Source organism: Pseudomonas sp. SAS7, assembly GCF_052112345.1.
GTDB lineage: Bacteria > Pseudomonadota > Gammaproteobacteria > Pseudomonadales > Pseudomonadaceae > Aquipseudomonas > Aquipseudomonas putida_Q.
The window spans coordinates 309,001-331,365 of record NZ_JBEGGO010000005.1 but is presented as its reverse complement, the minus strand read 5'-3'; the positions used below and the strand labels follow the sequence as shown (position 1 = coordinate 331,365).

At 63.5% G+C, this 22,365-nt stretch carries 24 protein-coding genes; 16 read left to right on the top strand and 8 right to left on the bottom strand.

Annotated elements, in window-relative coordinates; all coding sequences use genetic code 11:
- Positions 1 to 351 precede the first annotated feature (351 nt).
- On the top strand, positions 352 to 2,295 hold the full coding sequence (locus ABI582_RS11185) for an FTR1 family protein (RefSeq protein WP_442119207.1): 1,944 nt from the start codon (positions 352 to 354) through the stop codon (positions 2,293 to 2,295).
- A 153-nt stretch (positions 2,296 to 2,448) separates the two neighbouring features.
- On the opposite strand, the gene ABI582_RS11180 is transcribed toward ABI582_RS11185, so the two are convergent.
- Together ABI582_RS11180 and ABI582_RS11175 are read right to left on the bottom strand one after the other, a co-directional pair.
- On the bottom strand, positions 2,449 to 2,694 hold the full coding sequence (locus ABI582_RS11180) for a TIGR02647 family protein (protein WP_016484337.1): 246 nt from the start codon (positions 2,692 to 2,694) through the stop codon (positions 2,449 to 2,451).
- Between the two features lie 69 nt (positions 2,695 to 2,763).
- Positions 2,764 to 3,063 (bottom strand): hypothetical protein, encoded by a 300-nt coding sequence (locus ABI582_RS11175; RefSeq protein ID WP_258654554.1) that lies wholly within the window; start codon positions 3,061 to 3,063, stop codon positions 2,764 to 2,766.
- Positions 3,064 to 3,210: 147 nt separating this feature from the next.
- Here ABI582_RS11175 and ABI582_RS11170 point away from each other — a divergent pair, with 147 nt between their 5' ends.
- The gene (locus ABI582_RS11170) at positions 3,211 to 3,873 is read left to right on the top strand and encodes a glutathione S-transferase (protein WP_016484339.1); all 663 of its coding nucleotides are present in this window, start codon (positions 3,211 to 3,213) and stop codon (positions 3,871 to 3,873) included.
- 138 nt (positions 3,874 to 4,011) lie between these two features.
- On the opposite strand, the gene argH is transcribed toward ABI582_RS11170, so the two are convergent.
- Positions 4,012 to 5,406, bottom strand: coding sequence for an argininosuccinate lyase (argH, locus tag ABI582_RS11165; RefSeq protein ID WP_442119206.1), 1,395 nt, complete (start codon positions 5,404 to 5,406; stop codon positions 4,012 to 4,014).
- 296 nt (positions 5,407 to 5,702) lie between these two features.
- Between argH and ABI582_RS11160 the strand changes: the two genes are divergently transcribed.
- The 7 genes from ABI582_RS11160 (at position 5,703) to rsd (ending at position 12,142) form a co-directional block, all read left to right on the top strand.
- A complete protein-coding gene (locus ABI582_RS11160; RefSeq protein WP_442119205.1) occupies positions 5,703 to 6,446 on the top strand; it encodes a LytR/AlgR family response regulator transcription factor in 744 nt (247 codons plus the stop codon).
- 178 nt (positions 6,447 to 6,624) lie between these two features.
- On the top strand, positions 6,625 to 7,566 hold the full coding sequence (gene hemC / locus ABI582_RS11155) for a hydroxymethylbilane synthase (protein ID WP_063423168.1): 942 nt from the start codon (positions 6,625 to 6,627) through the stop codon (positions 7,564 to 7,566).
- Positions 7,563 to 8,330, top strand: a complete 768-nt coding sequence (locus ABI582_RS11150) for a uroporphyrinogen-III synthase (RefSeq protein ID WP_442119204.1) — start codon at positions 7,563 to 7,565, stop codon at positions 8,328 to 8,330. The genes hemC and ABI582_RS11150 overlap by 4 nt, the downstream gene beginning before the upstream one ends.
- Before the next feature lie 45 nt (positions 8,331 to 8,375).
- Positions 8,376 to 9,476 carry a uroporphyrinogen-III C-methyltransferase gene (locus ABI582_RS11145; protein ID WP_442119203.1) on the top strand — a complete coding sequence of 367 codons (1,101 nt, stop codon included), beginning with the start codon at positions 8,376 to 8,378 and terminating at the stop codon, positions 9,474 to 9,476.
- On the top strand, positions 9,473 to 10,711 hold the full coding sequence (locus ABI582_RS11140) for a heme biosynthesis protein HemY (RefSeq protein WP_442119202.1): 1,239 nt from the start codon (positions 9,473 to 9,475) through the stop codon (positions 10,709 to 10,711). Before ABI582_RS11145 ends, ABI582_RS11140 begins: the two co-directional genes overlap by 4 nt.
- A 222-nt stretch (positions 10,712 to 10,933) precedes the next feature.
- Positions 10,934 to 11,440, top strand: a complete 507-nt coding sequence (locus ABI582_RS11135; protein ID WP_442119201.1) for a disulfide bond formation protein B — start codon at positions 10,934 to 10,936, stop codon at positions 11,438 to 11,440.
- Between the two features lie 231 nt (positions 11,441 to 11,671).
- Positions 11,672 to 12,142, top strand: a complete 471-nt coding sequence (rsd, locus tag ABI582_RS11130) for a sigma D regulator (RefSeq protein WP_338745748.1) — start codon at positions 11,672 to 11,674, stop codon at positions 12,140 to 12,142.
- Positions 12,143 to 12,151: 9 nt separating this feature from the next.
- Here rsd and ABI582_RS11125 read toward each other — a convergent pair whose 3' ends face one another.
- The gene (locus ABI582_RS11125; protein ID WP_338745749.1) at positions 12,152 to 12,790 is read right to left on the bottom strand and encodes an FKBP-type peptidyl-prolyl cis-trans isomerase; all 639 of its coding nucleotides are present in this window, start codon (positions 12,788 to 12,790) and stop codon (positions 12,152 to 12,154) included.
- A 179-nt stretch (positions 12,791 to 12,969) separates the two neighbouring features.
- Between ABI582_RS11125 and ABI582_RS11120 the strand changes: the two genes are divergently transcribed.
- A complete protein-coding gene (locus tag ABI582_RS11120; RefSeq protein ID WP_442119200.1) occupies positions 12,970 to 14,076 on the top strand; it encodes an AlgP family protein in 1,107 nt (368 codons plus the stop codon).
- On the opposite strand, the gene ABI582_RS11115 is transcribed toward ABI582_RS11120, so the two are convergent.
- A complete protein-coding gene (locus ABI582_RS11115) occupies positions 14,052 to 14,534 on the bottom strand; it encodes a TIGR02444 family protein (RefSeq protein WP_338745751.1) in 483 nt (160 codons plus the stop codon). The two genes, ABI582_RS11120 and ABI582_RS11115, sit on opposite strands and share 25 nt — an antisense overlap.
- A 50-nt stretch (positions 14,535 to 14,584) precedes the next feature.
- On the opposite strand from ABI582_RS11115, the gene ABI582_RS11110 reads away from it, so the two are divergent.
- The 3 genes from ABI582_RS11110 to ABI582_RS11100 all read left to right on the top strand — a co-directional run bounded on the left by ABI582_RS11110 (position 14,585) and on the right by ABI582_RS11100 (position 17,914).
- Positions 14,585 to 16,495, top strand: coding sequence for an ATP-binding cassette domain-containing protein (locus ABI582_RS11110; protein ID WP_442119199.1), 1,911 nt, complete (start codon positions 14,585 to 14,587; stop codon positions 16,493 to 16,495).
- Positions 16,495 to 17,082, top strand: a complete 588-nt coding sequence (locus ABI582_RS11105; protein ID WP_338745753.1) for a mechanosensitive ion channel family protein — start codon at positions 16,495 to 16,497, stop codon at positions 17,080 to 17,082. Before ABI582_RS11110 ends, ABI582_RS11105 begins: the two co-directional genes overlap by 1 nt.
- 199 nt (positions 17,083 to 17,281) lie before the next feature.
- Positions 17,282 to 17,914 carry a LysE family transporter gene (locus ABI582_RS11100; RefSeq protein ID WP_049274582.1) on the top strand — a complete coding sequence of 211 codons (633 nt, stop codon included), beginning with the start codon at positions 17,282 to 17,284 and terminating at the stop codon, positions 17,912 to 17,914.
- Between the two features lie 140 nt (positions 17,915 to 18,054).
- On the opposite strand, the gene ABI582_RS11095 is transcribed toward ABI582_RS11100, so the two are convergent.
- Both ABI582_RS11095 and ABI582_RS11090 read right to left on the bottom strand, forming a co-directional pair.
- Positions 18,055 to 18,810 (bottom strand): slipin family protein, encoded by a 756-nt coding sequence (locus ABI582_RS11095; RefSeq protein ID WP_442119198.1) that lies wholly within the window; start codon positions 18,808 to 18,810, stop codon positions 18,055 to 18,057.
- 2 nt (positions 18,811 to 18,812) lie between these two features.
- Positions 18,813 to 20,159, bottom strand: a complete 1,347-nt coding sequence (locus ABI582_RS11090; protein WP_442119197.1) for an NfeD family protein — start codon at positions 20,157 to 20,159, stop codon at positions 18,813 to 18,815.
- A 97-nt stretch (positions 20,160 to 20,256) separates the two neighbouring features.
- Between ABI582_RS11090 and ABI582_RS11085 the strand changes: the two genes are divergently transcribed.
- From ABI582_RS11085 to ABI582_RS11075, 3 genes are all read left to right on the top strand, one after another.
- The gene (locus tag ABI582_RS11085) at positions 20,257 to 20,715 is read left to right on the top strand and encodes an aminoacyl-tRNA deacylase (protein WP_016484356.1); all 459 of its coding nucleotides are present in this window, start codon (positions 20,257 to 20,259) and stop codon (positions 20,713 to 20,715) included.
- A 60-nt stretch (positions 20,716 to 20,775) separates the two neighbouring features.
- Positions 20,776 to 21,018 (top strand): DUF2789 domain-containing protein, encoded by a 243-nt coding sequence (locus ABI582_RS11080; RefSeq protein WP_016484357.1) that lies wholly within the window; start codon positions 20,776 to 20,778, stop codon positions 21,016 to 21,018.
- A 69-nt stretch (positions 21,019 to 21,087) separates the two neighbouring features.
- Complete coding sequence (locus tag ABI582_RS11075; RefSeq protein WP_442119196.1) at positions 21,088 to 21,726, top strand: NADH:ubiquinone oxidoreductase subunit N; 639 nt, start codon at positions 21,088 to 21,090, stop codon at positions 21,724 to 21,726.
- A gap of 6 nt (positions 21,727 to 21,732) precedes the next feature.
- Here the strand turns inward: ABI582_RS11075 and ABI582_RS11070 are convergent, their stop codons facing one another.
- Positions 21,733 to 22,170 (bottom strand): CBS domain-containing protein, encoded by a 438-nt coding sequence (locus ABI582_RS11070; RefSeq protein ID WP_043200239.1) that lies wholly within the window; start codon positions 22,168 to 22,170, stop codon positions 21,733 to 21,735.
- Positions 22,171 to 22,365 lie beyond the last annotated feature (195 nt).

The window sequence follows — 22,365 nt, the reverse complement described above, 5'->3', positions numbered from 1 at the left end:
CAAAATACAAAGGCGCTCTGAATGAGGATCAGCAAAGAAGGCTCAACTTGTTCAAGTTCACCATCCAGGATCTCGGCGCCAGTCCCAATGATGCTGCAGACTTTGTCACTCTTCGCATCAAACCGTTGCATGGAGCAACAGTTACCCAGCATCAGCTTCAGCTTAGTGGGCATGACCGGGTGACTTTCACTGTCGAGGACAAGGTAGTCATCATTCGGCAGGTTGGCGGACATTCGTGATAACGCCGAATTGTGATGCTCTCCTGGCTCAATCTCTCCTCATCTGATTTGTAGCAAAATTTTTCATGAAATCCGCCCAGCGCCCTTGAGGGAAGGCGAGTCGGAGTGAACAATGTTCTCTTTCGCATTCCCTTCGAGACTGGCCATGAAAACCCGTACCCGTCTGCTCGCCTGGTTGCCGGCTGCATTGCTCGGCCCGGTGCTGGCGCTGTGCAGCAGCTTGGCGCTGGCCGAGGCCCCCGCTGAGGCCGGCAAAGCCCTGCACCTGCTGGACTACATCGGCGCCGACTACCCGCCGACGGTGCAAGAAGGCAGGGTGATCGACGAGGGCGAATATCGCGAGCAACAGGAATTCAGCGCGGTCTTGGCCGACCTGGTCAAAGCCCTGCCCGCAAACACCGAGCAAGCCGCCCTGGAGCAGGGCGTCCAGGCGTTGCGCCAGGCCATTGATCAGCGTCAGGAGGGCACCGCTGTCGCCAGGCAGGCCCGCCAGCTGGGCGCGCGCCTGGCAGTGGCCTACGAGGTCAGTCAGGCCCCAGTAATCACACCGGATCCGGCCCGTGGCGCTGCGCTGTACGCGCAAAACTGCTCGATCTGCCACGGCGACACCGGCGCAGGCGACGGCCCGGCTGGCGTGGGCCTGGAGCCTGCGCCCGCCAACCTGCGCGATGTTTCGCGCCTGGACCAGTTGAGCCTGTTCGACCTCTACAACACCCTGGCCCTGGGCATCGACGGCACTGAGATGCCGTCCTTTGCCGACCAGCTGGATGATCGCCAGCGCTGGGATGTGGCCGCCTATATCGCCAGCTTCACCGCCAAGTCGGAAGCCGGCAAAGGCGACAAGACCTGGAACATCGCCGACCTGGCCCGGCAAACCCCGGCCGAAGTCGCCGCCAACGAAGGCAGCGCGGTGGTGGAGGCGTTCCGTGCCCAGCGTGCCCAGCCGCCGCAAGTCAAGCGCGGCCCGGCGCAACTGCTCGAATACACCGCCAGCACGCTGGACAAAAGCCTGGCGGCCTACCGCGCAGGTGACCACGACCAGGCCTATGACCTGTCGGTAGCGGCCTATCTGGAAGGCTTCGAACTGGTGGAAAGCTCGCTGGACAACATCGATACCCAGGCGCGCAAGGACACCGAAAAATCCCTGATGGCCTACCGTCAGTCCCTGCAAGATGGCCTGCCCGTGGCTCAGGCCGAGCAGCGTCTGGCTGAGGCAAAAGGCAAGCTCGACCAAGCCGCCAAGCTACTGGGCAGCGACGGCCTGAGCTGGTCGCTGAGTTATATTTCCGGTTTGCTGATCCTGCTGCGCGAAGGCCTGGAGGCCATTCTGGTGCTGGCGGCGATCCTGGCCTTCCTGCGCAACACCGGGCAGCAGTCGGCGGTACGCAGCGTCAACATCGGCTGGGCGCTGGCGCTGGTTGCCGGGTTCGCCACCTGGGCGGTGGCGGCCTATGTGATCGATGTGGGCGGCGCCCAGCGCGAACTGCTGGAAGGCTGCACGGCGCTGTTCGCCGCGGTGATGGTGCTATGGCTCGGTGTATGGATGCATGATCGCCGCCACGCTGCTGCCTGGAAGGACTACATCAAAAGCAGCCTGGTCAGCGGCGGCGGGCGCTTTGGCTTTGCCATGCTGGCGTTTTTCTCGGTGTACCGCGAACTGTTCGAAGTGATCCTGTTCTACGAAACCCTGTGGTTGCAGGCAGGCCCTGCCGGGCACCAGGCGGTGCTGGCGGGTGGCGCCACGGCGCTGGTGCTGCTGGTGGGCCTGGCCTGGGTGATCTTGCGTGGTTCTGCCAAGCTGCCGCTGACGCTGTTCTTCAGCATCAACGCCGCACTGCTGTGCGCGCTGTCGGTGGTGTTTGCCGGGCACGGCGTGAAGGCGCTGCAAGAAGCCGGGGTGCTGGGCACACGGCCGGTGGCGTTCTTCGAGTTCGATTGGCTGGGCATTCACGCTGATGCCTACTCGCTGTCGGCACAGGCGGTGGCCTTGCTGGCCATCGTGTTCCTGTATGGGCGCTCGTGGCTGGTGGAAAAGCGCAGGGCTACTACCAACTAGCAGTCTTGTACGGTCCCCTGTAGGAGCGGCCTTGTGTCGCGATGGGCCGCAAGGCGGCCCCAGAATTTCAGCAGCGCTGCACAAGTTGCCGGGGCCGCTTCGCGGCCCTATCGCGACACAAGGCCGCTCCTACAAACAGACCGAGCAGGCCATTCAGGCTGGCTGTGGCGCCTTGAGGATGTTCTGCAGCAGCTGGACACTGTCAACGGCGTCATGACCCAGGCTGGTCAGGTAGCCGCCATCGGGTTGATCGGTCAGCCCCTTTTCATGCAGGCGTTGCGCAGCGGCGACCAGGGCAGGGGCGGCGTTGCTGTTTATCTTGATGCCTTCCTGGCTGCTGTCGTGTTTGAACAGCGCGAGGACTTCCAGTTCAGCAATCAGATCGGGGGTAAAGGACATGGCGACTCCTGACTTCCAGACAAGGATGGCGGCACCGCTTACGGTGCCTGACCTTCGAGTGTAGTCGGGTTATTCGTCCTCGCCTTGATCCATCTCAGGCGGCAGCTCCGGCAGCGCGCGCAGGGCGTTCTCGTACCACTCGCCGTCGAAGGCGCGGTCTTCCACCAGCATGTTGTCGATCTCGAAGGCCAGCACATGGGCCATCAGGTTGAGGATGTCCTCGCGCTCGTAACCGACCAGGGTCAGCTTGTTGAAGGTGGCCTTGGCCGCAGGCGGCTCGCCGCTTTCAATCTGGTTTTCGATGGCCTGGGTCAGTGTCGCCTCGGCGAAGGCTTCGTCGTCATTGTCGATGTCGGTGGGCTCGCTCATGGCGGTACTCCTGTGATGGGATGCACAGTGTGCCACGCCTGTGGCGGCAATGCCCGGGCATTGACGGGGTGCATGACGCTGGTCAGGGGCGGGCTTAGGGTCTATAAAAGCCGGGCCAACCCCTTACGGCCTGGAGGCTGTTACCTCATGCTCAAGCTTCATGGATTCTCGGTCAGCAACTACTACAACATGGTCAAGCTGGCCCTGCTGGAAAAAGGCCTGCCCTTCGAGGAAGTCACCTTCTATGGCGGCCAGGCGCCACAGGCGCTGGAAGTGAGCCCGCGGGGCAAGGTGCCGGTGCTGCAGACCGAGCACGGCTTCCTCAGCGAAACCAGTGTGATCCTCGACTACATCGAGCAGACCCAAGGCGGCAAGGCACTGCTGCCGGCCGACCCGTTCGGGCAGGCCAAGGTGCGTGAGCTGCTCAAGGAGATCGAGCTGTACATCGAGCTACCGGCGCGCACTTGCTACGCCGAGTCGTTCTTCGGCATGTCGGTTGAGCCTTTGGTCAAAGAGAAAGCGCGTGCCGATTTGCTGGCCGGCTTTGCCACCCTCAAGCGCAACGGTCGCTTCGCGCCCTATGTTGCGGGTGAGCAGCTGACGCTGGCAGACCTGATGTTCTGCTTCTCGGTCGATCTGGCTTATGCCGTGGGCAAGAAAGTGCTGAACATCGACTTTTTGGCCGACTTCCCGCAGGCCAAGGCGTTGCTGCAGCTGATGGGCGAGAACCCGCACATGGCGCGGATCGTGGCGGACAAGGAAGCGTCGATGCCGGCCTTCATGGAGATGATTCGTAGCGGTAAACGCTAACCGGAGCTAGCGCTGAACCTGTAGGAGCAGCCTTGTGCTGCGAAGAGGCCGGTGCAGACACCCTCTATCCATGGTGTTTGCACCGGCCTCTTCGCAGCACAAGGCTGCTCCTACAAAAAGCAGGGCAGCGAGGCTGGCTTAACGCGAAGCCAGCAGGGCCTTGCCACGAACAACGGCAGCGCGTACCTGCGCCGGTGCCGTACCACCAATGTGGTTACGGGCATTCACCGAGCCTTCCAGGGTCAGCACGGCAAACACGTCCTGCTCGATCTGGTCGCTGAACTGGCGCAGTTCGTCCAGGCTCATCTCGGCCAGGTCCTTGCCGGTGTCCACGCCGTACTTCACAGCGTGGCCAACGATTTCGTGGCAGTCACGGAACGGCAGGCCCCGGCGTACCAGGTAGTCGGCCAGGTCGGTGGCGGTGGAGAACCCGCGCAGGGCCGCTTCACGCATGATGGCGTGCTTTGGCTTGATCGCCGGGATCATGTCGGCAAAGGCACGCAGCGAGTCGCGCAGGGTGTCGGCAGCGTCGAACAGCGGCTCCTTGTCTTCCTGGTTGTCCTTGTTGTAAGCCAGCGGTTGGCCTTTCATCAGGGTCAGCAGGCCGGTGAGGGCGCCGAACACGCGGCCGCTCTTGCCACGTACCAGCTCTGGCACGTCCGGGTTCTTTTTCTGCGGCATGATCGAGCTGCCGGTGCAGAAGCGGTCCGGCAGGTCGATGAACTGGAACTGCGCGCTGGTCCACAGCACCAGCTCTTCGGAGAAGCGCGACAGGTGCATCATCGCCACGCTGGCAGCGGCGCAGAATTCGATGGCGAAGTCACGGTCCGACACACCGTCCAGCGAGTTGCCGGCCACGGCTTCGAAGCCCAGCAGCTTGCAGGTGAGCTCGCGGTCGATCGGGTAGGTGGTGCCAGCCAGCGCGGCGCTGCCGAGGGGCATGCGGTTGGTGCGCTTGCGGCAGTCGACCAGGCGCTCGTAGTCGCGGCTGAGCATTTCGAACCAGGCCAGCAGGTGGTGGCCGAAGGTGACCGGCTGGGCCGTCTGCAGGTGGGTGAAACCGGGCATGATGGTTTCGGCTTCACGCTCGGCCTGCTCCAGCAGGCCCTGCTGCAGGCGGGTGATTTCGGCCAGGATCAGGTCGATTTCGTCGCGCAGCCACAGGCGGATATCGGTGGCCACCTGGTCGTTGCGGCTACGGCCAGTGTGCAGCTTCTTGCCGGTGATGCCGATGCGGTCGGTCAGGCGTGCCTCGATGTTCATGTGCACATCTTCGAGGTCGACGCGCCAGTCGAACTTGCCGGCTTCGATTTCGCCCTGGATGGTCTTCAGGCCATCGATGATGGTGTCGCGCTCGGCATCGCTGAGCACGCCGACCTGCGCCAGCATGGTGGCATGGGCGATCGAACCCATGATGTCGTGGCGGTACAGGCGCTTGTCGAAATCGACCGAGGCGGTGAAACGGGCGACGAAGGCGTCGACGGGCTCACTGAAGCGGCCGCCCCAGGACTGATTGGTCTTGTCGGTGCTCATGGATTCACTCATTGCAGGCGTGAACGAAAAAGTGGCGCCGATAATAGCAGGGTTGGGCTGGCTGCCGCAGGGCGCCGGTCGAGAGAAATGCCCGGAAAATGGCAGAGAAGGATTTTAAGGAATGAACGGCAGTGTTCCACGGACCGTCTACAGTTGGACAAAGGACTGGCGGTGAATCTGCCGTCCGAGTGAATCTTTGGCCATCGCACCGGTCTAGAGCGTGACCGCAGTGTCGCTCGAACCACACCTGTCTACGCTATACCTGTGCGAGACTCATTCAGGAATCCAGCGCAATTATGAATGTCCTGATCGTTGATGACGAATCCCAAGGCCGTGAACGCCTCAGCCGGCTGCTCGGCGAACTGGAGGGTTACACCGTGCTGGAGCCTAGCGCCACCAACGGCGAGGAGGCCCTTGCGCTGATCGAAAGCCTCAAGCCCGATGTGGTCCTGCTGGACATCGGCATGCCAGGCCTGGATGGCCTGCAGGTAGCCGCTCGGCTGTGCGAACGCGAGGCGCCACCGGCGGTGGTGTTTTGCACCGGGGATGATGAATACGGTGCCGAGGCATTCAAGGACAGTACCCTCAGCCATGTAACCAAGCCCTTCCAGGCCCAGGCGCTGCGCGATGCCTTGCGCAAGGCCGAAAAACCCAACCGCGCCCAGTTGGCGGCGCTTACCCGGCCGGCCAATGAAGGTGGCGGCCCGCGCAGCCATATCAGTGCCCGCACGCGCAAAGGCATCGAGTTGATCCCTTTGCCCCAGGTGATCTATTTCATTGCCGACCACAAGTACGTGACCTTGCGTCATGAAACCGGGGAAGTGCTGCTCGACGAGCCGCTCAAAGCCTTGGAAGACGAATTTGGCGAACGCTTCGTGCGTATTCACCGCAATGCGCTGGTTGCCCGCGAGCGCATCGAACGCTTGCAGCGTACCCCGCTGGGGCACTTTCAGCTGTACCTGAAAGGCCTGGACGGCGATGCCCTTACCGTCAGCCGCCGGCATGTTGCCGGCGTGCGCAAGATGATGCAGACCCTCTGATACGGCGCCCGCATGGCAAGGGCTGCGCCCTTGTTCGCGGGTAAACCCGCTCCCACAGGTTGATCATTGGCCTGTAGAGCGGCTTTAGCCGCGAAGAGGCCCTCAGCTGATCCACATCTGCAAGCGATAAAGGAGATGCTGTTATCATCGGCGGCATTTCTCTGGATCGGGGCGTTCCATGTCCACTCGCGAAATCCGCATTGCCACCCGTAAAAGTGCCTTGGCCCTGTGGCAGGCCGAATACGTCAAAGCCCGCCTCGAGCAGGCCCACCCCGGTCTGCTGGTGACCCTGGTGCCCATGGTCAGCCGTGGTGACAAGCTGCTCGACGCGCCGCTGGCAAAAATCGGCGGCAAGGGTCTGTTCGTCAAGGAGCTGGAAACCGCCCTGCTGGACAACGAAGCCGACATCGCCGTGCATTCGATGAAAGACGTGCCCATGGACTTCCCCGAAGGCCTGGGCCTGTACTGCATCTGCGAGCGCGAAGACCCGCGTGATGCCTTCGTTTCCAATACCTTTGACAGCCTTGAAGCGTTGCCTGCCGGCAGCATCGTCGGCACCTCCAGCCTGCGCCGTCAGGCCCAGTTGCTGGCGCGCCGCCCGGACCTGCAAATCCGCTTCCTGCGGGGCAACGTCAACACGCGCCTGGCCAAGCTGGATGCCGGCGAGTACGACGCCATCATCCTCGCCGCCGCCGGCCTGATCCGCCTGGGTTTCGAAGACCGCATCACCGCCACCATCAGCGTCGATGACAGCCTGCCCGCTGGCGGCCAGGGTGCGGTGGGCATCGAGTGCCGCAGTGCCGACCTCGAGATCCACGCACTGCTGGCACCGCTGCACCATGCCGACACCGCCGACCGGGTAGTGGCCGAACGCGCCCTGAACAAACACCTGAATGGCGGCTGCCAGGTGCCGATCGCCTGCTACGCGGTGCTCGAAGGTGACCAGCTTTGGCTGCGTGGCCTGGTTGGCCAGCCGAGCGGGGGTACCCTGCTGGTGGCCGAAGCCCGTGCCCCTCGCGCTGCTGCCGAGACCTTGGGCGTACAGGTGGCCGAAGACCTGCTGGGCCAAGGCGCCGAGGCCATCCTCAAGGAAGTCTACGGCGAGGCTGGCCACCCGTGAGCCAATGGCGCCTGCTGCTGACCCGGCCTGCCGAGGACTGTGCGGCACTGGCGCAAAGCCTGGCGGCAGCGGGGGTGGGCAGCAGTTGCCTGCCGCTGCTGGCGATAGAGCCCGTCACCGTGGAGCCCCGGCAACGTGTGCTGCTGGGAGGCCTGCATGGCTTCCAAGCGATCATCGTGGTCAGCAAGCCGGCTGCCCGGTTGCTGCTTGAGCAACTGGCCGAAGCCAGCATGCAGCCGCCACGGCAAGGCTGGTTCACCGTGGGTGAGGCAACCGCTGCAGTGCTGCAGGGCGCCGGGCTGGAGGTAAACACTCCGCCGCGTGGCGATGACAGCGAAGCCTTGCTGGCGTTACCGGCCCTGCTTCAGGCCGTGGCCGTGCCTGCAGCGCGTGTTTTGGTCGTGCGCGGCGTCGGAGGTCGCGAACTGCTGGCAGAGCGTCTTGCAGAGCAAGGTGCTAGTGTCGAATATCTGGAACTGTATCGTCGCTGTCTGCCGGATTACCCGGCGGGCACCCTGAAGCGCCGCATCGAAGCGGAACGCCTCAATGGCCTGGTGGTCAGCAGTGGGCAGGGTTTTGAACATCTGCAGCAGCTGGCCGGCGCGGATTGGCCGCAGCTGGCACGCCTGCCGCTGTTCGTGCCCAGCCCACGGGTTGCCGAACAGGCCCGGGCCGCCGGGGCCCAACAGGTTGTGGATTGCCGTGGCGCCAGTGCCACGGCCTTGCTGGCAGCCGTGCAGCGCAGCGCTGCACCTGCCTCTTAAGGCGCTAAGCTGAACGCGATGCGCCCCCATGCAAAGGATGGATACGTGAGCGAGACTGTCTTGTCCAATAACGATCAGCCGTCGGCACAGGCGCCGGCGGAACCTGTCACCGCCCCACCTGCCAAGCGCTCCGGCAGTGGCCTGGCAGCGCTGGCCTTGCTGCTGGGTGCGGCCGGGGTGGCAGTAGGTGGCTGGGGTGTCTGGCAGGTACGTCAACTGCAAGGCAGCGAGTTCAACCAGGGCCAGCACATCGAGGCGCTGACCCAGCGCGCCGAAGCCCTGCAGCAGCGTGAACAGCAGATCAGCGCGCAACTGGCCAGCCTGCCGGCGGCCAGCGAGCTGGAAGACCGCCGGCGCCTGGTGGCGCAATTGCAGGGGGACCAGCAGCGCCTCAGCCAGCGCCTGGAAACCGTGCTAGGCGAAAGCCGCAAGGAGTGGCGCCTGGCTGAAGCCGAGCACCTGCTGCGCCTGGCTACCCTGCGCCTGTCGGCCCTGCAGGACATCACCAGCGCCAAGGCCCTGGTCGAGGGCGCCGACGAGATCCTGCGCGAGCAGAGCGACCCGGGCGCATTCGCCGCCCGCGAGCAGCTGGCGCGCAGCCTGGCCACGCTCGGCAGCACCCAGCAACCGGACCGTACCGGCCTGTTCCTGAAACTGGCCGCACAGCGTGAGCTGGTACAGCAACTAAGCGCACAGTCGCCCGAGTTCGATAGCAATGCCGATGCGCTGGGTGCCCTGACCGCCGACGGCGATGGTGCCAGCCGGCTGTCGCAGTGGTGGGCAGAAATCTCCAAGTACTTCCAGATCGACTTCAACGCCGATGAAAACGTGCGGCCACTGCTGGCCGGCCAGCAACTGAACCAGCTGCGCCTCGCCCTGAGCCTGACTATCGAGCAGGCCCAGTGGGCGGCGCTCAATGGTGACGCCAAGGTCTACACCCAGGCGCTGGACGACGCCCGCAGCGTGTTGCTGGCCAACTTCAACGCCGACAACCCGCAAAGCGAGGCCATGCTGGAGAGCCTCAATGCCCTGGCCGATCAGCCGGTGTCGGTGGTTACCCCCGACCTCAGCGAAAGCCTGGCGGCCGTGCAGGCCTACATTCAGCGCCGTCACCTGCCGGCCGAGGCTGAAGGGGGCAAACCATGAAGCGTGTCTACCTGCTGGCCGTGCTGGCAATCGTGATTGCCGCGGCACTGGGTATTGCGGTCGCCAAGCACAGTGGTTACGTACTGCTTTCCTATGGAAGCTTCCGCTATCAATCGGGGCTGTGGGCGGCCCTGGCCGGGCTGCTGGCCGTGGTCGCTGTGTTGTGGCTGTTGCGTTGCCTGGTCGGCCTGGTGCTGACCTCCAGCGGTGTGGTCAACCCGTGGTCGCGGCGTAATCGCAGCCGACGCATCCGCCTGGCCATCGAACAGGGCCAACTGGACCTGGCCGAGGGCCGCTGGGCCAGTGCCCAACGCCACCTGCACCGTGCCGCCGAGGCCGAGCGCCAACCGCTGCTGTACTACCTCGGTGCCGCACGCGCTGCCAACGAGCAGGGCCGCACCGAAGACAGCGACAACCTGCTGGAGCGCGCGCTGGAGCGTCAGCCGCAAGCGGAACTGGCCATCGCTCTGACCCATGCGCAGTTGCAGATGGACCGTGGCGAAAGTGACGGCGCCCTGGAAACTTTGCTGGCCATGCAGGAACGCCACCCGCACAACAGCCAGGTGCTGCGCCTGCTGCAGCGCCTGTACCTGGAGCGCGGTGACTGGTCGGCACTGATCCGTCTATTGCCCGACCTGCGCAAGGGCAAGGTGCTGCCTGCCGCCGAGCTGGCCGCCCTGGAGCAACGCGCCTGGGGCCAGAACCTGAGCCTGGCCACTACCCGTGGCGAAGACGCGCAAAGTTCACGTCAGGCCCTGGAGCGTGCCTGGCAGCAGCTGACCGCGGCCCAGCGCCAAGAGCCGCAACTGGTGCTGGCCTACGCCGAGCAACTGCGCCAGGTGAGTGCCCAAGGCGAGGCCGAGCGAGTGCTGCGCACCGCCCTCAAGCGTGAATACGAAAGCCACCTGGCCCGCCTGTATGGCCTGGTGCGCGGTGATGACCCGGCACGCCAGCTGCAAACCGCAGAAAGCTGGCTGAAGGATCACCCCCAAGACGCCAGCCTGTTGCTGACCCTGGGCCGCCTGAGCCTGCAGAACCGCCTGTGGGGCAAAGCGCGGGACTACCTGGAAAGCAGCCTGCGCATGGAACGCAACCCCGAGGCCTGTGCCGAACTGGCCCGCTTGCTCGCTGGCCTGGGCGAGACCGAGCGCAGCAACCAGCTGTTCCAGGAGGGCCTTGGCCTGCTGGACGAGCGCCTGCTGGCGCTGCCATTGCCAGAAGGCGTACGCGCCTGACCCACCCCAGCGCCCGCGCCAAGGTGCGGGCTTTGGGGGCGGGTAATTTATCTACTGCTGCCAGTTAGATCTGCAGTCCATTTCTTCCGCCGCTTCCTACTGCACTGCTGGAAATTTCCTACACAATTCAGCGCCTTGTCGCTGCTGTCGTGCCTTGAAACAAAGCGTGTCTTTCCTCTACCGTTTCAAACCACAACATCTTCCCTGGGACTTTCACCCCCCATGCTTGCGGCCCGTTTGCGCACTTTTTTCCTTCCTGCCTGCCTCGCCGCACTGGCGGTTCTGGTCGTGTCATTCCAGCTGGAACACATACTGGGGCTTGTGCCGTGCCCTTTGTGCTTCAGCCAGCGGCTGCTGCTTGCCGTGTACGCACTGCTAAGCCTGGCGGCGGTATTGCAGGCGCCGGGCACGCAAGGCATTCGCCATTACGCGCGGGCCACGCTTGGCTGCTCACTGGCCGGTGCATTGCTGGCGGCACGGCATGTGTGGGTGCAGGGGGCCAGCAGTGCCATTGCGGTATGCCCGGCCCCGATCGGGCGTGTGTTCGAGCACTCCTGGGGTGAGGCAGCACGGCAACTGCTGCTGGGTGGGCCTGATTGCAGCTCGCTGACCTGGAGCTTTCTCGACCTCACATTGCCGGAGTGGAGCCTGCTGGCCTTCCTGTTACTGGCCATGCTGCCCTTGAGTTGCCTGCTGGCGTATCGTTTCCGCAGCCTGGCAAGAAGTTGACCTGGAACAAGGCTGGGTCACTAGCGCGACCAATGGCGGCCGGGCAGGGTATTAAACACTTGTATGAACTTTGTCCGCTGCGTACCTTGATGGGCAGCACGCGCGGGAATAATCTCCCAGCACGGATACCGAAAATACAACTGCTCGATGCCGTCCTGCTGATCTCACCTTTGTGCTGCGCGGTCGTGGTGCGAGGTGCAGCGGCATCTACCCAGAAGGGAAGAGATTGCCATGCTCGATAGTTGTCAGAATGCCCAGGAACGCTGGGGTGGTGTTCACGACCTGATCGACCGTTGGCTGAAGGCGCGCCAGGACCTGGTGCAGTCTTTCGGCGCACTGCGCGATTTGAAGCCAGCCTTCGCCGACAAGGACACCAACGGGGACTTTTGCGCGCTCCTGGTCGACTACGTTTCGGCGTGGCACTTCGAAGTTTGCGAGCAACTGGTCAGCGAGGCCAAGGCTTTCGGAGACGAGAAGGCGCTGAGGCTGGCCGAAGAAATCAACCCACGGATCAACGACAGTACCCAGATTGCACTGGCCTTCAATGACCAATGCACCAAGGGTGAGTGCAAGGACACCGAACGCTTCGCCGAAAAGCTGGGCAAGTTGGGCGGGCTGCTGCACGAGCGCTTCGAACTTGAAGACTGCCTGATCGAGGTGCTGCACAACGCACACAAGGAAGAGGGTGCGATCCAGGCGTGAGGGTTGGCGTCAGTCGCCAACCGCCAGCAATTCGATCTCGAACACCAGGGGTGTATAGGGTGCGATAAGGTCACCCGCGCCTTCGGCGCCATAGGCTTGCGCCGACGGAATTACCAGGCGCCATTTGGCCCCTGCGTGCATCCTTGGCAAGGCCACTTGCCACCCTTCGATCACCGAATCCAGGCTGAACCACTGGGGCGCCTGGTTCTGGTCGAACACCGAGCCATCCGGCAGCCTGCCCACATAGCGTACCTGCACTTTGCCGCCAGCCTTGGGCTGCGCGCCTGTGCCTGGCTGCAGTTCACTGTAGAGCACACCTTCCGGTAGTTCGCGTACGCCATAACGGCCACGCTCGTTGGCCATGAAGCGTGTTTCGGCTGCCTGCATCTTCTGCGTGGCCGCATCACCTTCCTGCGCTTCGTGCTGCTGGAGCACCGCCTGCATACGTGCCTTGTCGAGCTTCAAGGGTTGCCCCTGATAGGACTGCTTCAGCCCTTCGACCAGTGCGTCCAGTTGCAGGCCAGGCATATCCTGGCGCAGGCGCTCCCCCAGGCTGGCGCCCAGGCTGTAGGCGAGGTCATGGTCGTTGCTGTCGGCCATTGCAACTGGCACCAGCAGGCATAAACCTAATACAAGATATCGAGGCAATGCCCTGACTCCCAAATATCAGCAATGATTAATTCAGCAACTACACTTTCACGCAGCTGCAAGATAACAACTTTGCCCAGGCATGCAACGCGGCGTAAATATTACTGTCAACATGCCCTAGCGGCGGTAGCAGCAGAAGCATAGTATGAGCCGCAATCTCGTCAGCCAGGAGGTAAACCATGTCGGCCAAAAAGAAGCCAGTAAGTACGCCGTTACACCTGCTCCAGCAACTTTCGGGCAGCCTGCTCGAACACTTGGAAGATGCCTGCTCGCAAGCGCTGGCTGATGCGGAAAAACTGCTGGCCAAACTGGAAAAGCAGCGTGGCAAGACCCAGGAAAAACTGCACAACGGTCGCCTGAAATTGCAGGACGCCGCCAAGGCAGGTAAAGCCAAGGCGCAGACCAAAGCGCAAAAAGCCATTGGTGAACTCGAAGGGCTGCTCGATGCCTTGAAGGAACGTCAAACCCAGACCCGTTCTTATATCCAGGAACTCAAGCGCGACGCCCAGGACAGCCTCAAGCTGGCTCAGGGTGTAGGCAAAGTTCGCGAAGCAGCCGCCAAGGCTCTTGACCTGCGCGCCGCCAAACCCACCAAGCCAGCTGCCAAAACTACTACTGCCAGATCTGCAGCCAAGCCAGCCGCCCGGGCCACCGCTGCCAAACCTGCCGCGAAGCCAGCTGCCAAAGCCGCTGCTGCCGCCAAGCCAGCTGCCAAAGCAACTGCTGCTGCCAAGCCTGCCGCTAAGCCAGCTGCCAAAGCAACTGCTGCTGCCAAGCCTGCCGCCAAGCCAGCTGCCAAAGCAACTGCTGCTGCCAAGCCTGCCGCCAAGCCAGCTGCCAAAGCGACTGCTGCTGCCAAGCCAGCCGCGAAGCCAGCTGCCAAAGCGACCGCTGCTGCCAAGCCAGCCGCCAAGCCAGCTGCCAAAGCGACTGCTGCTGCCAAGCCAGCCGCGAAGCCAGCTGCCAAAGCGACCGCTACTGCCAAGCCAGCCGCCAAGCCAGCGCCGGCCAAAGCCGCTGCCGCCAAGCCAGCGCCGGCCAAAGCCGCTGCCGCGAAACCAGCAGCAAAACCAGCAGCGAAACCTGCTGCCGCCAAGGCTCCAGCACGTACGGCCGCCAAGCCAGCTGCCACCAAGCCTGTCGCCAGCAAACCAGCCGAAAACAAACCTGCTACGCCAGCCGCCAGCACCCCGGCCGCGGCAACCAACTCGGCCACCCCGGCCCCGTCGGCAGCACCTTCGGCACCCGCCAGCACCCCGGCTCAGGCACCGTCTTCGGCATCCTGAAGCGCAGCCGCCGCGACGCGCAACTGATCCAGCGCGTCGTGGTGTCGGGCAGGGGCCGGCGTCAGCCGGGCCAGCCAGTCGTCCGTGGGCTCACCGGAGCCCGCGGGCCACTTTTGCGAGCGTTCCTGCAAGCGCTCCAGCAAAGTTCTTTCCGCCTGCAACTCCAAACCCTTCACCTGTTCACGCAACGCCGCCAGCTGCGTATCCCCCGCCGCGCACGTGCGCCATTGCTGGCGAAGGCTGCGTAACGGGGCGACCACTTCACGCTGCCAAGGCTCGGCAACTTCGTGCAGCGCTTGCACGCGCTCGTCCAGCACGGCCACGGTATGTGCCTGCAGCCAGCTTGCGCATAGCAGCAGGCAGACATCGCCACCCTGCGCCTGTAGTTCAAGGCAGGCCGCTTCCACGCCGGGCTTGGCATACAGGGCCAAGGCGTAATTCCACAGGTCGGTGTGCATGGTTCCACTCGCGCTATGGGCCGAGGAAGCTGGTAGACTCCGCGACCATCATGATCAGACTAACCAACCTCACTTTACAGCGTGGTCCGCAGCGCTTGCTAGACGGCGCCGACATGACCCTGCACGCCGGTCACAAGGCCGGCCTGATCGGCGCCAACGGCGCCGGGAAATCCAGCCTGTTCGCCTTGCTGCGCGGTGAGCTGTCGCCCGATGGTGGCGATTGCCTGCTGCCCGGCGACTGGCGCATCGCCCACATGCGCCAAGAGGTCGACACCCTCGACCGCCTGGCCGTGGACTATGTGCTCGACGGCGATGCGCGTCTGCGCAAGGTCCAGGCCGAACTGGCTGCGGCCGAGCAGGCTCACGATGGCACCGCCCTGGCGCGCCTGCACAGTGAGCTGGAAGGCGCCGACGGCTATACCGCCGACGCCCGTGCGCGCAAATTGCTGGCGGGCCTGGGCTTCACCAACGAGCAGATGGACCGCCGCGTCGGCGACTTCTCCGGCGGCTGGCGGATGCGCCTGAACCTGGCCCAGGCACTGATGTGCCCGTCCGACCTGCTGCTGCTCGACGAGCCCACCAACCACCTGGACCTGGACGCCATCCTGTGGCTGGAAGACTGGCTCAAGGGCTACCCCGGCACACTGTTGCTGATCTCCCACGACCGTGACTTCCTCGACGCCGTGGTCGACCATGTGCTGCATGTCGAGCAGCGCAAGCTGAACCTGTACAAGGGCGGCTACACCGCCTTCGAGCGCACCCGTGCCGAACGCCTGGCCCAGCAGCAGCAGGCCTACGAGAAGCAGCAGGCGCAGCGCGCGCACATGGAAAAATACATCGCCCGCTTCAAGGCCCAGGCCACCAAGGCCCGCCAGGCCCAAAGCCGGATCAAGGCCCTGGAGCGCATGGAGGAGCTGTCGGCGGCGCATGTCGACTCGCCGTTCGACTTCATCTTCCGCGAGTCGCAAAAAATCTCCAGCCCGTTGCTGAGCCTGTCCGAAGGCTGCCTGGGTTATGGCGACAAGGCCATCCTCGACAAGGTCAAGCTGCAGCTCACCCCGGGTGCGCGCATTGGCCTGCTCGGGCCCAACGGCGCCGGCAAGTCGACCTTGATCAAGAACCTTGCGGGTGAGCTGGAGCCGTTGTCGGGCCGCCTGGTCCGTGGCGAGAACCTGGCGGTTGGCTACTTTGCCCAGCACCAGCTGGACTCGCTGGACGACAAGGCCAGCCCGCTGCTGCACCTGCAGCGTATTGCCCCCACCGAGCGCGAACAGACCCTGCGCGACTTCCTCGGTGGCTTTGACTTCCATGGCGCTCGTACCGACGAGCCGGTGGTGAATTTCTCCGGTGGCGAAAAGGCCCGCCTGGCGCTGGCGCTGATTGCCTGGGAGCGGCCGAACCTGCTGCTGCTCGACGAACCGACCAACCACCTGGACCTGGAAATGCGCCTGGCGCTGACCATGGCGCTGCAGGAGTTTGCCGGTGCCGTGGTGGTGGTGTCTCACGACCGCCACCTGCTCAAGAGCACGACCGACGACTTCCTGCTGGTGGCCGACGGCAAGGTCGAAACCTTCGACGGAGACCTGGACGACTACAGCCGCTGGCTGGTCGAGTACCGCCAGCGCAGCGCGCCGGCCAGTACGGCCCCGGTCAACCCGGACAAGACCGACAAGAAAGCCCAGCGCCAGGCTGCCGCAGCCTTGCGCCAGCAATTGGCACCGCACAAGAAGGCGGCCGACAAGCTGGAAACCGAGCTCAACCAGGTGCACGTGCAACTGGCCGAAATCGAGACCACGCTGGGTGACGGTGGCCTCTACGAAGCGGCGCGCAAGGACGAGTTGCGTGACCTGCTGGCGCGCCAGACCAAGCTCAAGCAACGCGAAGGCGAGCTGGAAGAAGCCTGGATGGAAGCGCTGGAAACCCTCGAAAGCATGCAGGCCGAGCTCGAGGCGCTGTCCTGATGGAGGAAATGCGTTCGCTGCTGCCGGGGCAATGGATGGACACTTTCTGGCTGGGCTTGCAGATTCTGTTGATCCTGGTGGCGGCCTTCGTCCTGCAGCGCATCGTTGCTCGCGGGTTGAGCCGCCTGGGCCAGCGTTATCCGCTGCCGCCAGAACTGCTGGTACCGGTGCGTGGCGGCCTGCGCTGGCTGATCATGGGCAGCGCGCTGCTGTTCGTGCTGGAGCGCCTGGGGGTTTCGGCGACCGTGCTGTGGACGGCGCTGTCCGGCTTTGTCGCGGTGGCGGCGGTGGCCTTCTTCGCCATGTGGAGCGTGCTGTCCAACCTGCTGTGCGCGGTGCTCATCTTCACGGTCGGGCCGTTTCGCATTGGTGATGTGGTCGAACTGGTCGACACCCTGGACAAGCCGGGCGTGAAAGGCCGGGTGATCGCTATAAACCTGCTGTTTACCACCTTGCTGGAAATGCCCGAAGCGGGCGGTGCGCTGGTGCAGGTGCCCAATAGCCAGTTCTTCCAGAAGTCGGTACGGCGCTGGCGCGGGGCTGAAGTGCAGGCCTTGCACAAAGACACAGCTGCCGAAGCTGACTGAACCTGTACCGGCCTCTTCGCAGGTAAACCCGCTCCCACAGGATCTCCACCGGCCGTGAATGTGGCGCAGTGCCTGTGGGAGCGGGTTTACCCGCGAAGGGGCCGGTACAGGCGATAAAAATCCATCAGAAATCGCTGGTTATTTTTTCACCAAAACCTTAGCTTAACCTTTTGCAACAAGTGTTCGAGCGAGGTGTGTGATGTCGATGGAAGTATGGTTGGGCTTCTTTGCCGCCTGTTGGGTAATCAGCCTGTCACCCGGTGCCGGGGCGATTGCCTCGATGTCCAGCGGCCTGCAATACGGCTTCTGGCGTGGTTACTGGAACGCCCTGGGCCTGCAGCTGGGCCTGATTGTGCAAATCGCCATTATTGCCGCCGGCGTCGGCGCCATCCTGGCCGCCTCGGCCACGGCCTTCCAGGTCATCAAATGGTTCGGCGTCGCCTACCTTGTCTACTTGGCCTACAAGCAATGGCGCGCCTTGCCGATGGACATGTCCGATGAGTCCGGCGTGCGCCCTATCGGCAAACCGCTGAGCCTGGTGTTCCGCGGCTTTCTGGTCAACGTCAGCAACCCCAAGGCGCTGGTGTTCATGCTGGCGGTACTGCCGCAGTTCATCAACCCGCATGCACCGCTGCTGCCGCAGTATGTGGCAATCACCGTGACCATGATCACCGTGGACATGCTGGTCATGGCGGGGTACACCGGTTTGGCTTCGCGGGTGTTGCGCCTGCTGCGTACACCCAAGCAGCAGAAGCGCCTTAACCGGACTTTTGCCGGGTTGTTCATTGGTGCGGCCACCTTCCTGGCCACCCTGCGCCGCGCACCGATCTGATCGGGCCACGGGCGGGCAAACACAGACTCTGTAGGAGCAGCCTTGTGCTGCGAAGAGGTCATTGCAGCCGGAGATGATCTTTAGCCTTACCGGCCTCTTCGCAGCACAAGGCTGCTCCTACAGGGATCGCGTAGCGGCCTTTATTTGTTCTGTTTGGCTACCAGCCCCGTCAGCAAGTCCACCGGCATCGGGAAGACAATGGTCGAGGTCCTGTCCCCCGCAATCGCCCCCAGCGTCTGCATATAGCGCAACTGCATCGCCCCAGGCTCCTTGCCCAGCATCTGCGCAGCCTGCATCAGCTTCTCTGACGCCTGCAATTCCCCCTCGGCATGGATCACCTTGGCCCGCCGTTCGCGTTCGGCCTCGGCCTGCCGGGCGATGGCGCGGATCATCGATTCGTTGAGGTCGACATGCTTGATCTCGACGTTGGCCACCTTGATGCCCCAGGCATCGGTTTGCGCGTCAAGCACCTGGCGAATGTCCGCGTTCAGTTGCTCCCGCTCGGCCAGCAGCTCATCCAGTTCGTGCTTGCCCAGCACCGCACGCAGGGTGGTCTGGGCCAACTGGCTGGTCGCCACCAGAAAGTCCTCCACCTGGATGATCGCTTTTTGCGGGTCGAGCACGCGGAAGTAGAGCACCGCGTTGACCTTGACCGAGACGTTGTCGCGGGTGATTACATCCTGTGGGGGGACATCCAGCACCACCGTGCGCAGGTCTACCCGCACCATTTGCTGGATCACCGGAATCAACAGGATCAGCCCCGGCCCCTTCACCTGCCAGAAACGCCCCAGCTGGAACACCACGCCGCGCTCGTATTCGCGCAGGATGCGAAACGCCGACAGCAACAGCATCGCCAGCACGATCAGCACGGCACCGAAACCCACTTGCATGAACATGGTCATTCTCCTTGCGCCGCAGGCGCGGCGGCGCTCACGTCCAGCATCACGCCATGGCGCGCGGTCACCCGCACGTTTTGGCCAGCGTGCAGCGGCGTTGCGCACTGCACCTGCCATTGCTCGCCTTGGGCCAGTACCACGCCACGGAACGGGTTGCCTGCCATCACCTGGGTGACGGGGACCAGGCTGCCGACCAGGCCGGCGTCACCGCTGACCAGCGCCCGTTGGCGTGCCTTCAGGGCCATGCCCAGCACGCCGCCGATCAACAGCGCCGAGAGCACTGCCAGGGTACCGATCAAGGCCAGCGGGATGCCGAAGCCGGGTGCGTCGGTGTCGATCAGGATCAGCGCACCGACCACAAAGGCAACGATGCCGCCAAACCCGACCACGCCGAAACTGGGCAGGAAGGCTTCGGCGATCATGAAGGCGATGCCCAGCACGATCAGCGCCACCCCGGCGAAGCTCACCGGCAACAGCTGCAGGGCGTACAGCGCCAGTAGCAGGCAGATGCCGCCGACCACACCCCCCACCGTAGAGCCGGGGCTCATGAATTCGAACAACAGGCCGTACACGCCGATCATGATCAGGATCAGCGCCACGCTGGGGTTGGTGATAACTGCCAGTACCCGTGTGCGCCAATCCGGCGGGTGTTCCACCAGGCTGGCGCCGGCGGTGTTCAGCTGGTGTGGCTGGCCAGCGACCTCTAGCGTTTTGCCATCGAGCTTGCGCAGCAGGGCGGGCAGGTCGTCGGCTACCTGGTCGATCACATTCAGCCGCAAGGCTTCGCTGGCAGAGAGGCTAACGGCCTCGCGCACGGCCTTCTCCGCCCAATCGGCATTGCGCCCGCGCAGCTGCGCCAGGCCGCGGATGTACGCAGCGGCGTCGTTGACCTGCTTTCGGGCCAGGGTTTCATCATCGCCACCCTTGGCCTCGTCGTCTTTGGGCGCACCTGGGGGGCCGCCAATCTGTACGGGCGTGGCGGCACCCAGGTTGGTCCCGGGGGCCATCGCGGCAACATGGCTGGCGTAGAGAATATAAGTGCCGGCGCTGGCAGCGCGGGCACCGCTGGGGGCCACATAGGTGGCAACCGGCACGGGGCTGGCGAGAATCGCCTTGATCATCTGGCGCATGGCGCTGTCCAGGCCACCGGGGGTGTCCATGCGGATCACCACCAGTTGCGCGCCCTGGGCCTGGGCCTGGTCGAGGCTACGTACCAGGTAGTCGGCGCTGGCCGGCCCGATGGCATCATCGATGCCCAGCACCCACACCGCACCGGGCGCTGCCTGGCCACCTGGCGTGATGCCAAGCAGCAACAGCAGCAACAGCCAGCGCCAGCAGCGGGCGATCACCTGTCGTCACCTCGTTTGCCCCTATTACGCAAGTTTAGCCCTGCCTGCCGCTACCCGGCCTAAAATTGGAGATTGGGGGCGAAACCGGAGGTGCATCATGCGTATGGCAAAGACCCTGCAGGCCCGCCTGGACAAGGCCAACTGCGACTACGACATCATTCCCCATCCACACTCGGCCACCAGCCTGGAGTCGGCCCGTACGGCCGGCGTGCCCGCCGAGCGGGTCGCCAAGTCGGTGATGCTCGATGACCGGCATGGCAACTACATCATGGCCGTGCTACCGGCCAACCGGCATCTGGACATGACCAAGGTGCGCATGTCCGGGGCCTGGCAATTGACCCGCGAAAGCGGCCTGCCGAGCCTGTTCGGTGACTGCGAGCGGGGCGCCGTGCCGGCCCTTGGCGACGCCTACCAGATAAAAATGCTGCTTGATCCGAGTCTTACTCGCCAAGGCGATGTCTACCTGGAGGCGGGTGACCACGATCACCTGATCCACATGAGCATGGAGCAGTACATGAAATTGGTGCCGCACGCCGAAGTGCGCGAGCTGTGCTGATGCTCTCAACCCATACCAGTCTGGCGTCGTCGATGACCAGGCTGGTGCCCAGGAGGAACCATGGACAAGCCGATTCATCCATTTTCGGAAATTTTCAAGCAACTGGGTCTTCCCGACGACCCGGTAGAAATCGATCGTTTCATCACCACCCATTCACCGCTCGATGAAGATGTGAAATTGGTGGATGCGCCATTCTGGAACGACTCTCAACGAGCCTTTCTCAAGGAAAGCTACACCGCCGACGCTGACTGGATACCCATGATCGACCAGCTGAACGAGGCGCTGCATCCCCGCAAAAAATAAAGCGCCGAGCGGCACCTGACGAGTGATTGGCCGTTGCTATGCTCAGGAAAACAATAAGGGGATAGCGCGATGAAAGATCCCTATGCACCAGGTTTCTGGTGCTCCGTGACGATCCTGGGCACCCTGACGGCCAGTTACTTCTATGGCATCAGGCAAACGCAACAGATGAACCAGGCGGTGCACTTCCTGTATGCGGCTGCCGCTGTCACGGTGGCGGTGGTATTGGTGGCGCTGACCTGGATCGCCTGGCAACAGTTGCACCTGAACAAGCGCGAAGTTATTCAGGGACGAACGTTGCTCACCATCTGGGACACCAAGGTGGCGCTACGCCGCGTCGAGACGGTATTCGACCGCTATTTCTGGGGCAGCTACTGGCATTCGGGGCGCACGTTCGAAGAGGTCATGGGCGAGCTCAAGGGCACACCGCTGGAGCAAAGCCTGGATGCCCTGAAGCGCCAGTGCCGTGTACTCGACCGTGAAATCCATGACCACCATCACCATTGGCTGGCCAACGCCCGCGACCTCTCCAGCGTGGCCCAGGCCATGGCCCGTGAACGCTACCAGCTGGACCTTGGCGAGCCCACCTGCAGTGGTAATGGCAATACTGCTGTGCTCAACCGTGACCTGGAGGTGCTGGTGTACACCTGGTCGGCGCGCCTGCGCAGCTTCGACCATCAACTGGACGAGCTGGAGCGCGCCTACCACTAAGGGGCTTCATTCGCCGCGGATGTACTGCTCCAGTTGCTGAATCAGGCTGGCCTGTTCGGTGATGGTTTCCTTGACCAGGTCGCCGATCGACAGCAGGCCGAGCAGCTTGCCGTTGTCGACCACCGGCAGGTGACGCAGGTGGCGGTCGGTCATCAGGTTCATGCAGAAATCGAGCTTCTGCTTGGGCTCCACGGTGACCACGGGTGCGCTCATGATTTCGCGCACCGGGGTGGCGGCGGAAGAGCGGCCCTTGAGTACCAGTTTGCGCGCATAGTCCCGTTCACTGACGATACCCACCACTTGGTTGCCCTCGACCACGGGCAACGCACCGACGTTTTTCTCCGCCAGCATTTTCAGGGCGTCGAGCACCGAGTCATCCGGGCCGATGGTGTAAACGGTCTGGTGCTGGGACTTGGTCTTGAGGATTTGTTCGACGGTCTTCATACGGGCCTCTGCGGGTGAAAAAAGCGCTGTCTCGGAGTAACTAAAGCATCCGGCACGGCGCTCTGCACGGCAATGCAGGAAACGGCATTGAGTCGATTGAAAAACGTCATGGGTGTTCGCTTGTGCCGGCCTCTTCGCGGCTAAAGCCGCTCCCACAGGATTACACTGTCTTCGAAACCTGTGCGTTCCCTGTGG

Bases quoted from the DNA above. Each gene is read 5' to 3' on its own strand.
- ABI582_RS11185 (WP_442119207.1), top strand. From the start codon at position 352: ATGTTCTCTTTCGCATTCCCTTCGAGACTGGCCATGAAAACCCGTACC.
- ABI582_RS11180 (WP_016484337.1), bottom strand. From the start codon at position 2,694: ATGTCCTTTACCCCCGATCTGATTGCTGAACTGGAAGTCCTCGCGCTG.
- ABI582_RS11175 (WP_258654554.1), bottom strand. From the start codon at position 3,063: ATGAGCGAGCCCACCGACATCGACAATGACGACGAAGCCTTCGCCGAG.
- ABI582_RS11170 (WP_016484339.1), top strand. From the start codon at position 3,211: ATGCTCAAGCTTCATGGATTCTCGGTCAGCAACTACTACAACATGGTC.
- argH (WP_442119206.1), bottom strand. From the start codon at position 5,406: ATGAGCACCGACAAGACCAATCAGTCCTGGGGCGGCCGCTTCAGTGAG.
- ABI582_RS11160 (WP_442119205.1), top strand. From the start codon at position 5,703: ATGAATGTCCTGATCGTTGATGACGAATCCCAAGGCCGTGAACGCCTC.
- hemC (WP_063423168.1), top strand. From the start codon at position 6,625: ATGTCCACTCGCGAAATCCGCATTGCCACCCGTAAAAGTGCCTTGGCC.
- ABI582_RS11140 (WP_442119202.1), top strand. From the start codon at position 9,473: ATGAAGCGTGTCTACCTGCTGGCCGTGCTGGCAATCGTGATTGCCGCG.
- ABI582_RS11135 (WP_442119201.1), top strand. From the start codon at position 10,934: ATGCTTGCGGCCCGTTTGCGCACTTTTTTCCTTCCTGCCTGCCTCGCC.
- rsd (WP_338745748.1), top strand. From the start codon at position 11,672: ATGCTCGATAGTTGTCAGAATGCCCAGGAACGCTGGGGTGGTGTTCAC.
- ABI582_RS11120 (WP_442119200.1), top strand. From the start codon at position 12,970: ATGTCGGCCAAAAAGAAGCCAGTAAGTACGCCGTTACACCTGCTCCAG.
- ABI582_RS11115 (WP_338745751.1), bottom strand. From the start codon at position 14,534: ATGCACACCGACCTGTGGAATTACGCCTTGGCCCTGTATGCCAAGCCC.
- ABI582_RS11110 (WP_442119199.1), top strand. From the start codon at position 14,585: ATGATCAGACTAACCAACCTCACTTTACAGCGTGGTCCGCAGCGCTTG.
- ABI582_RS11105 (WP_338745753.1), top strand. From the start codon at position 16,495: ATGGAGGAAATGCGTTCGCTGCTGCCGGGGCAATGGATGGACACTTTC.
- ABI582_RS11100 (WP_049274582.1), top strand. From the start codon at position 17,282: ATGTCGATGGAAGTATGGTTGGGCTTCTTTGCCGCCTGTTGGGTAATC.
- ABI582_RS11095 (WP_442119198.1), bottom strand. From the start codon at position 18,810: ATGTTCATGCAAGTGGGTTTCGGTGCCGTGCTGATCGTGCTGGCGATG.
- ABI582_RS11085 (WP_016484356.1), top strand. From the start codon at position 20,257: ATGCGTATGGCAAAGACCCTGCAGGCCCGCCTGGACAAGGCCAACTGC.
- ABI582_RS11080 (WP_016484357.1), top strand. From the start codon at position 20,776: ATGGACAAGCCGATTCATCCATTTTCGGAAATTTTCAAGCAACTGGGT.
- ABI582_RS11075 (WP_442119196.1), top strand. From the start codon at position 21,088: ATGAAAGATCCCTATGCACCAGGTTTCTGGTGCTCCGTGACGATCCTG.
- ABI582_RS11070 (WP_043200239.1), bottom strand. From the start codon at position 22,170: ATGAAGACCGTCGAACAAATCCTCAAGACCAAGTCCCAGCACCAGACC.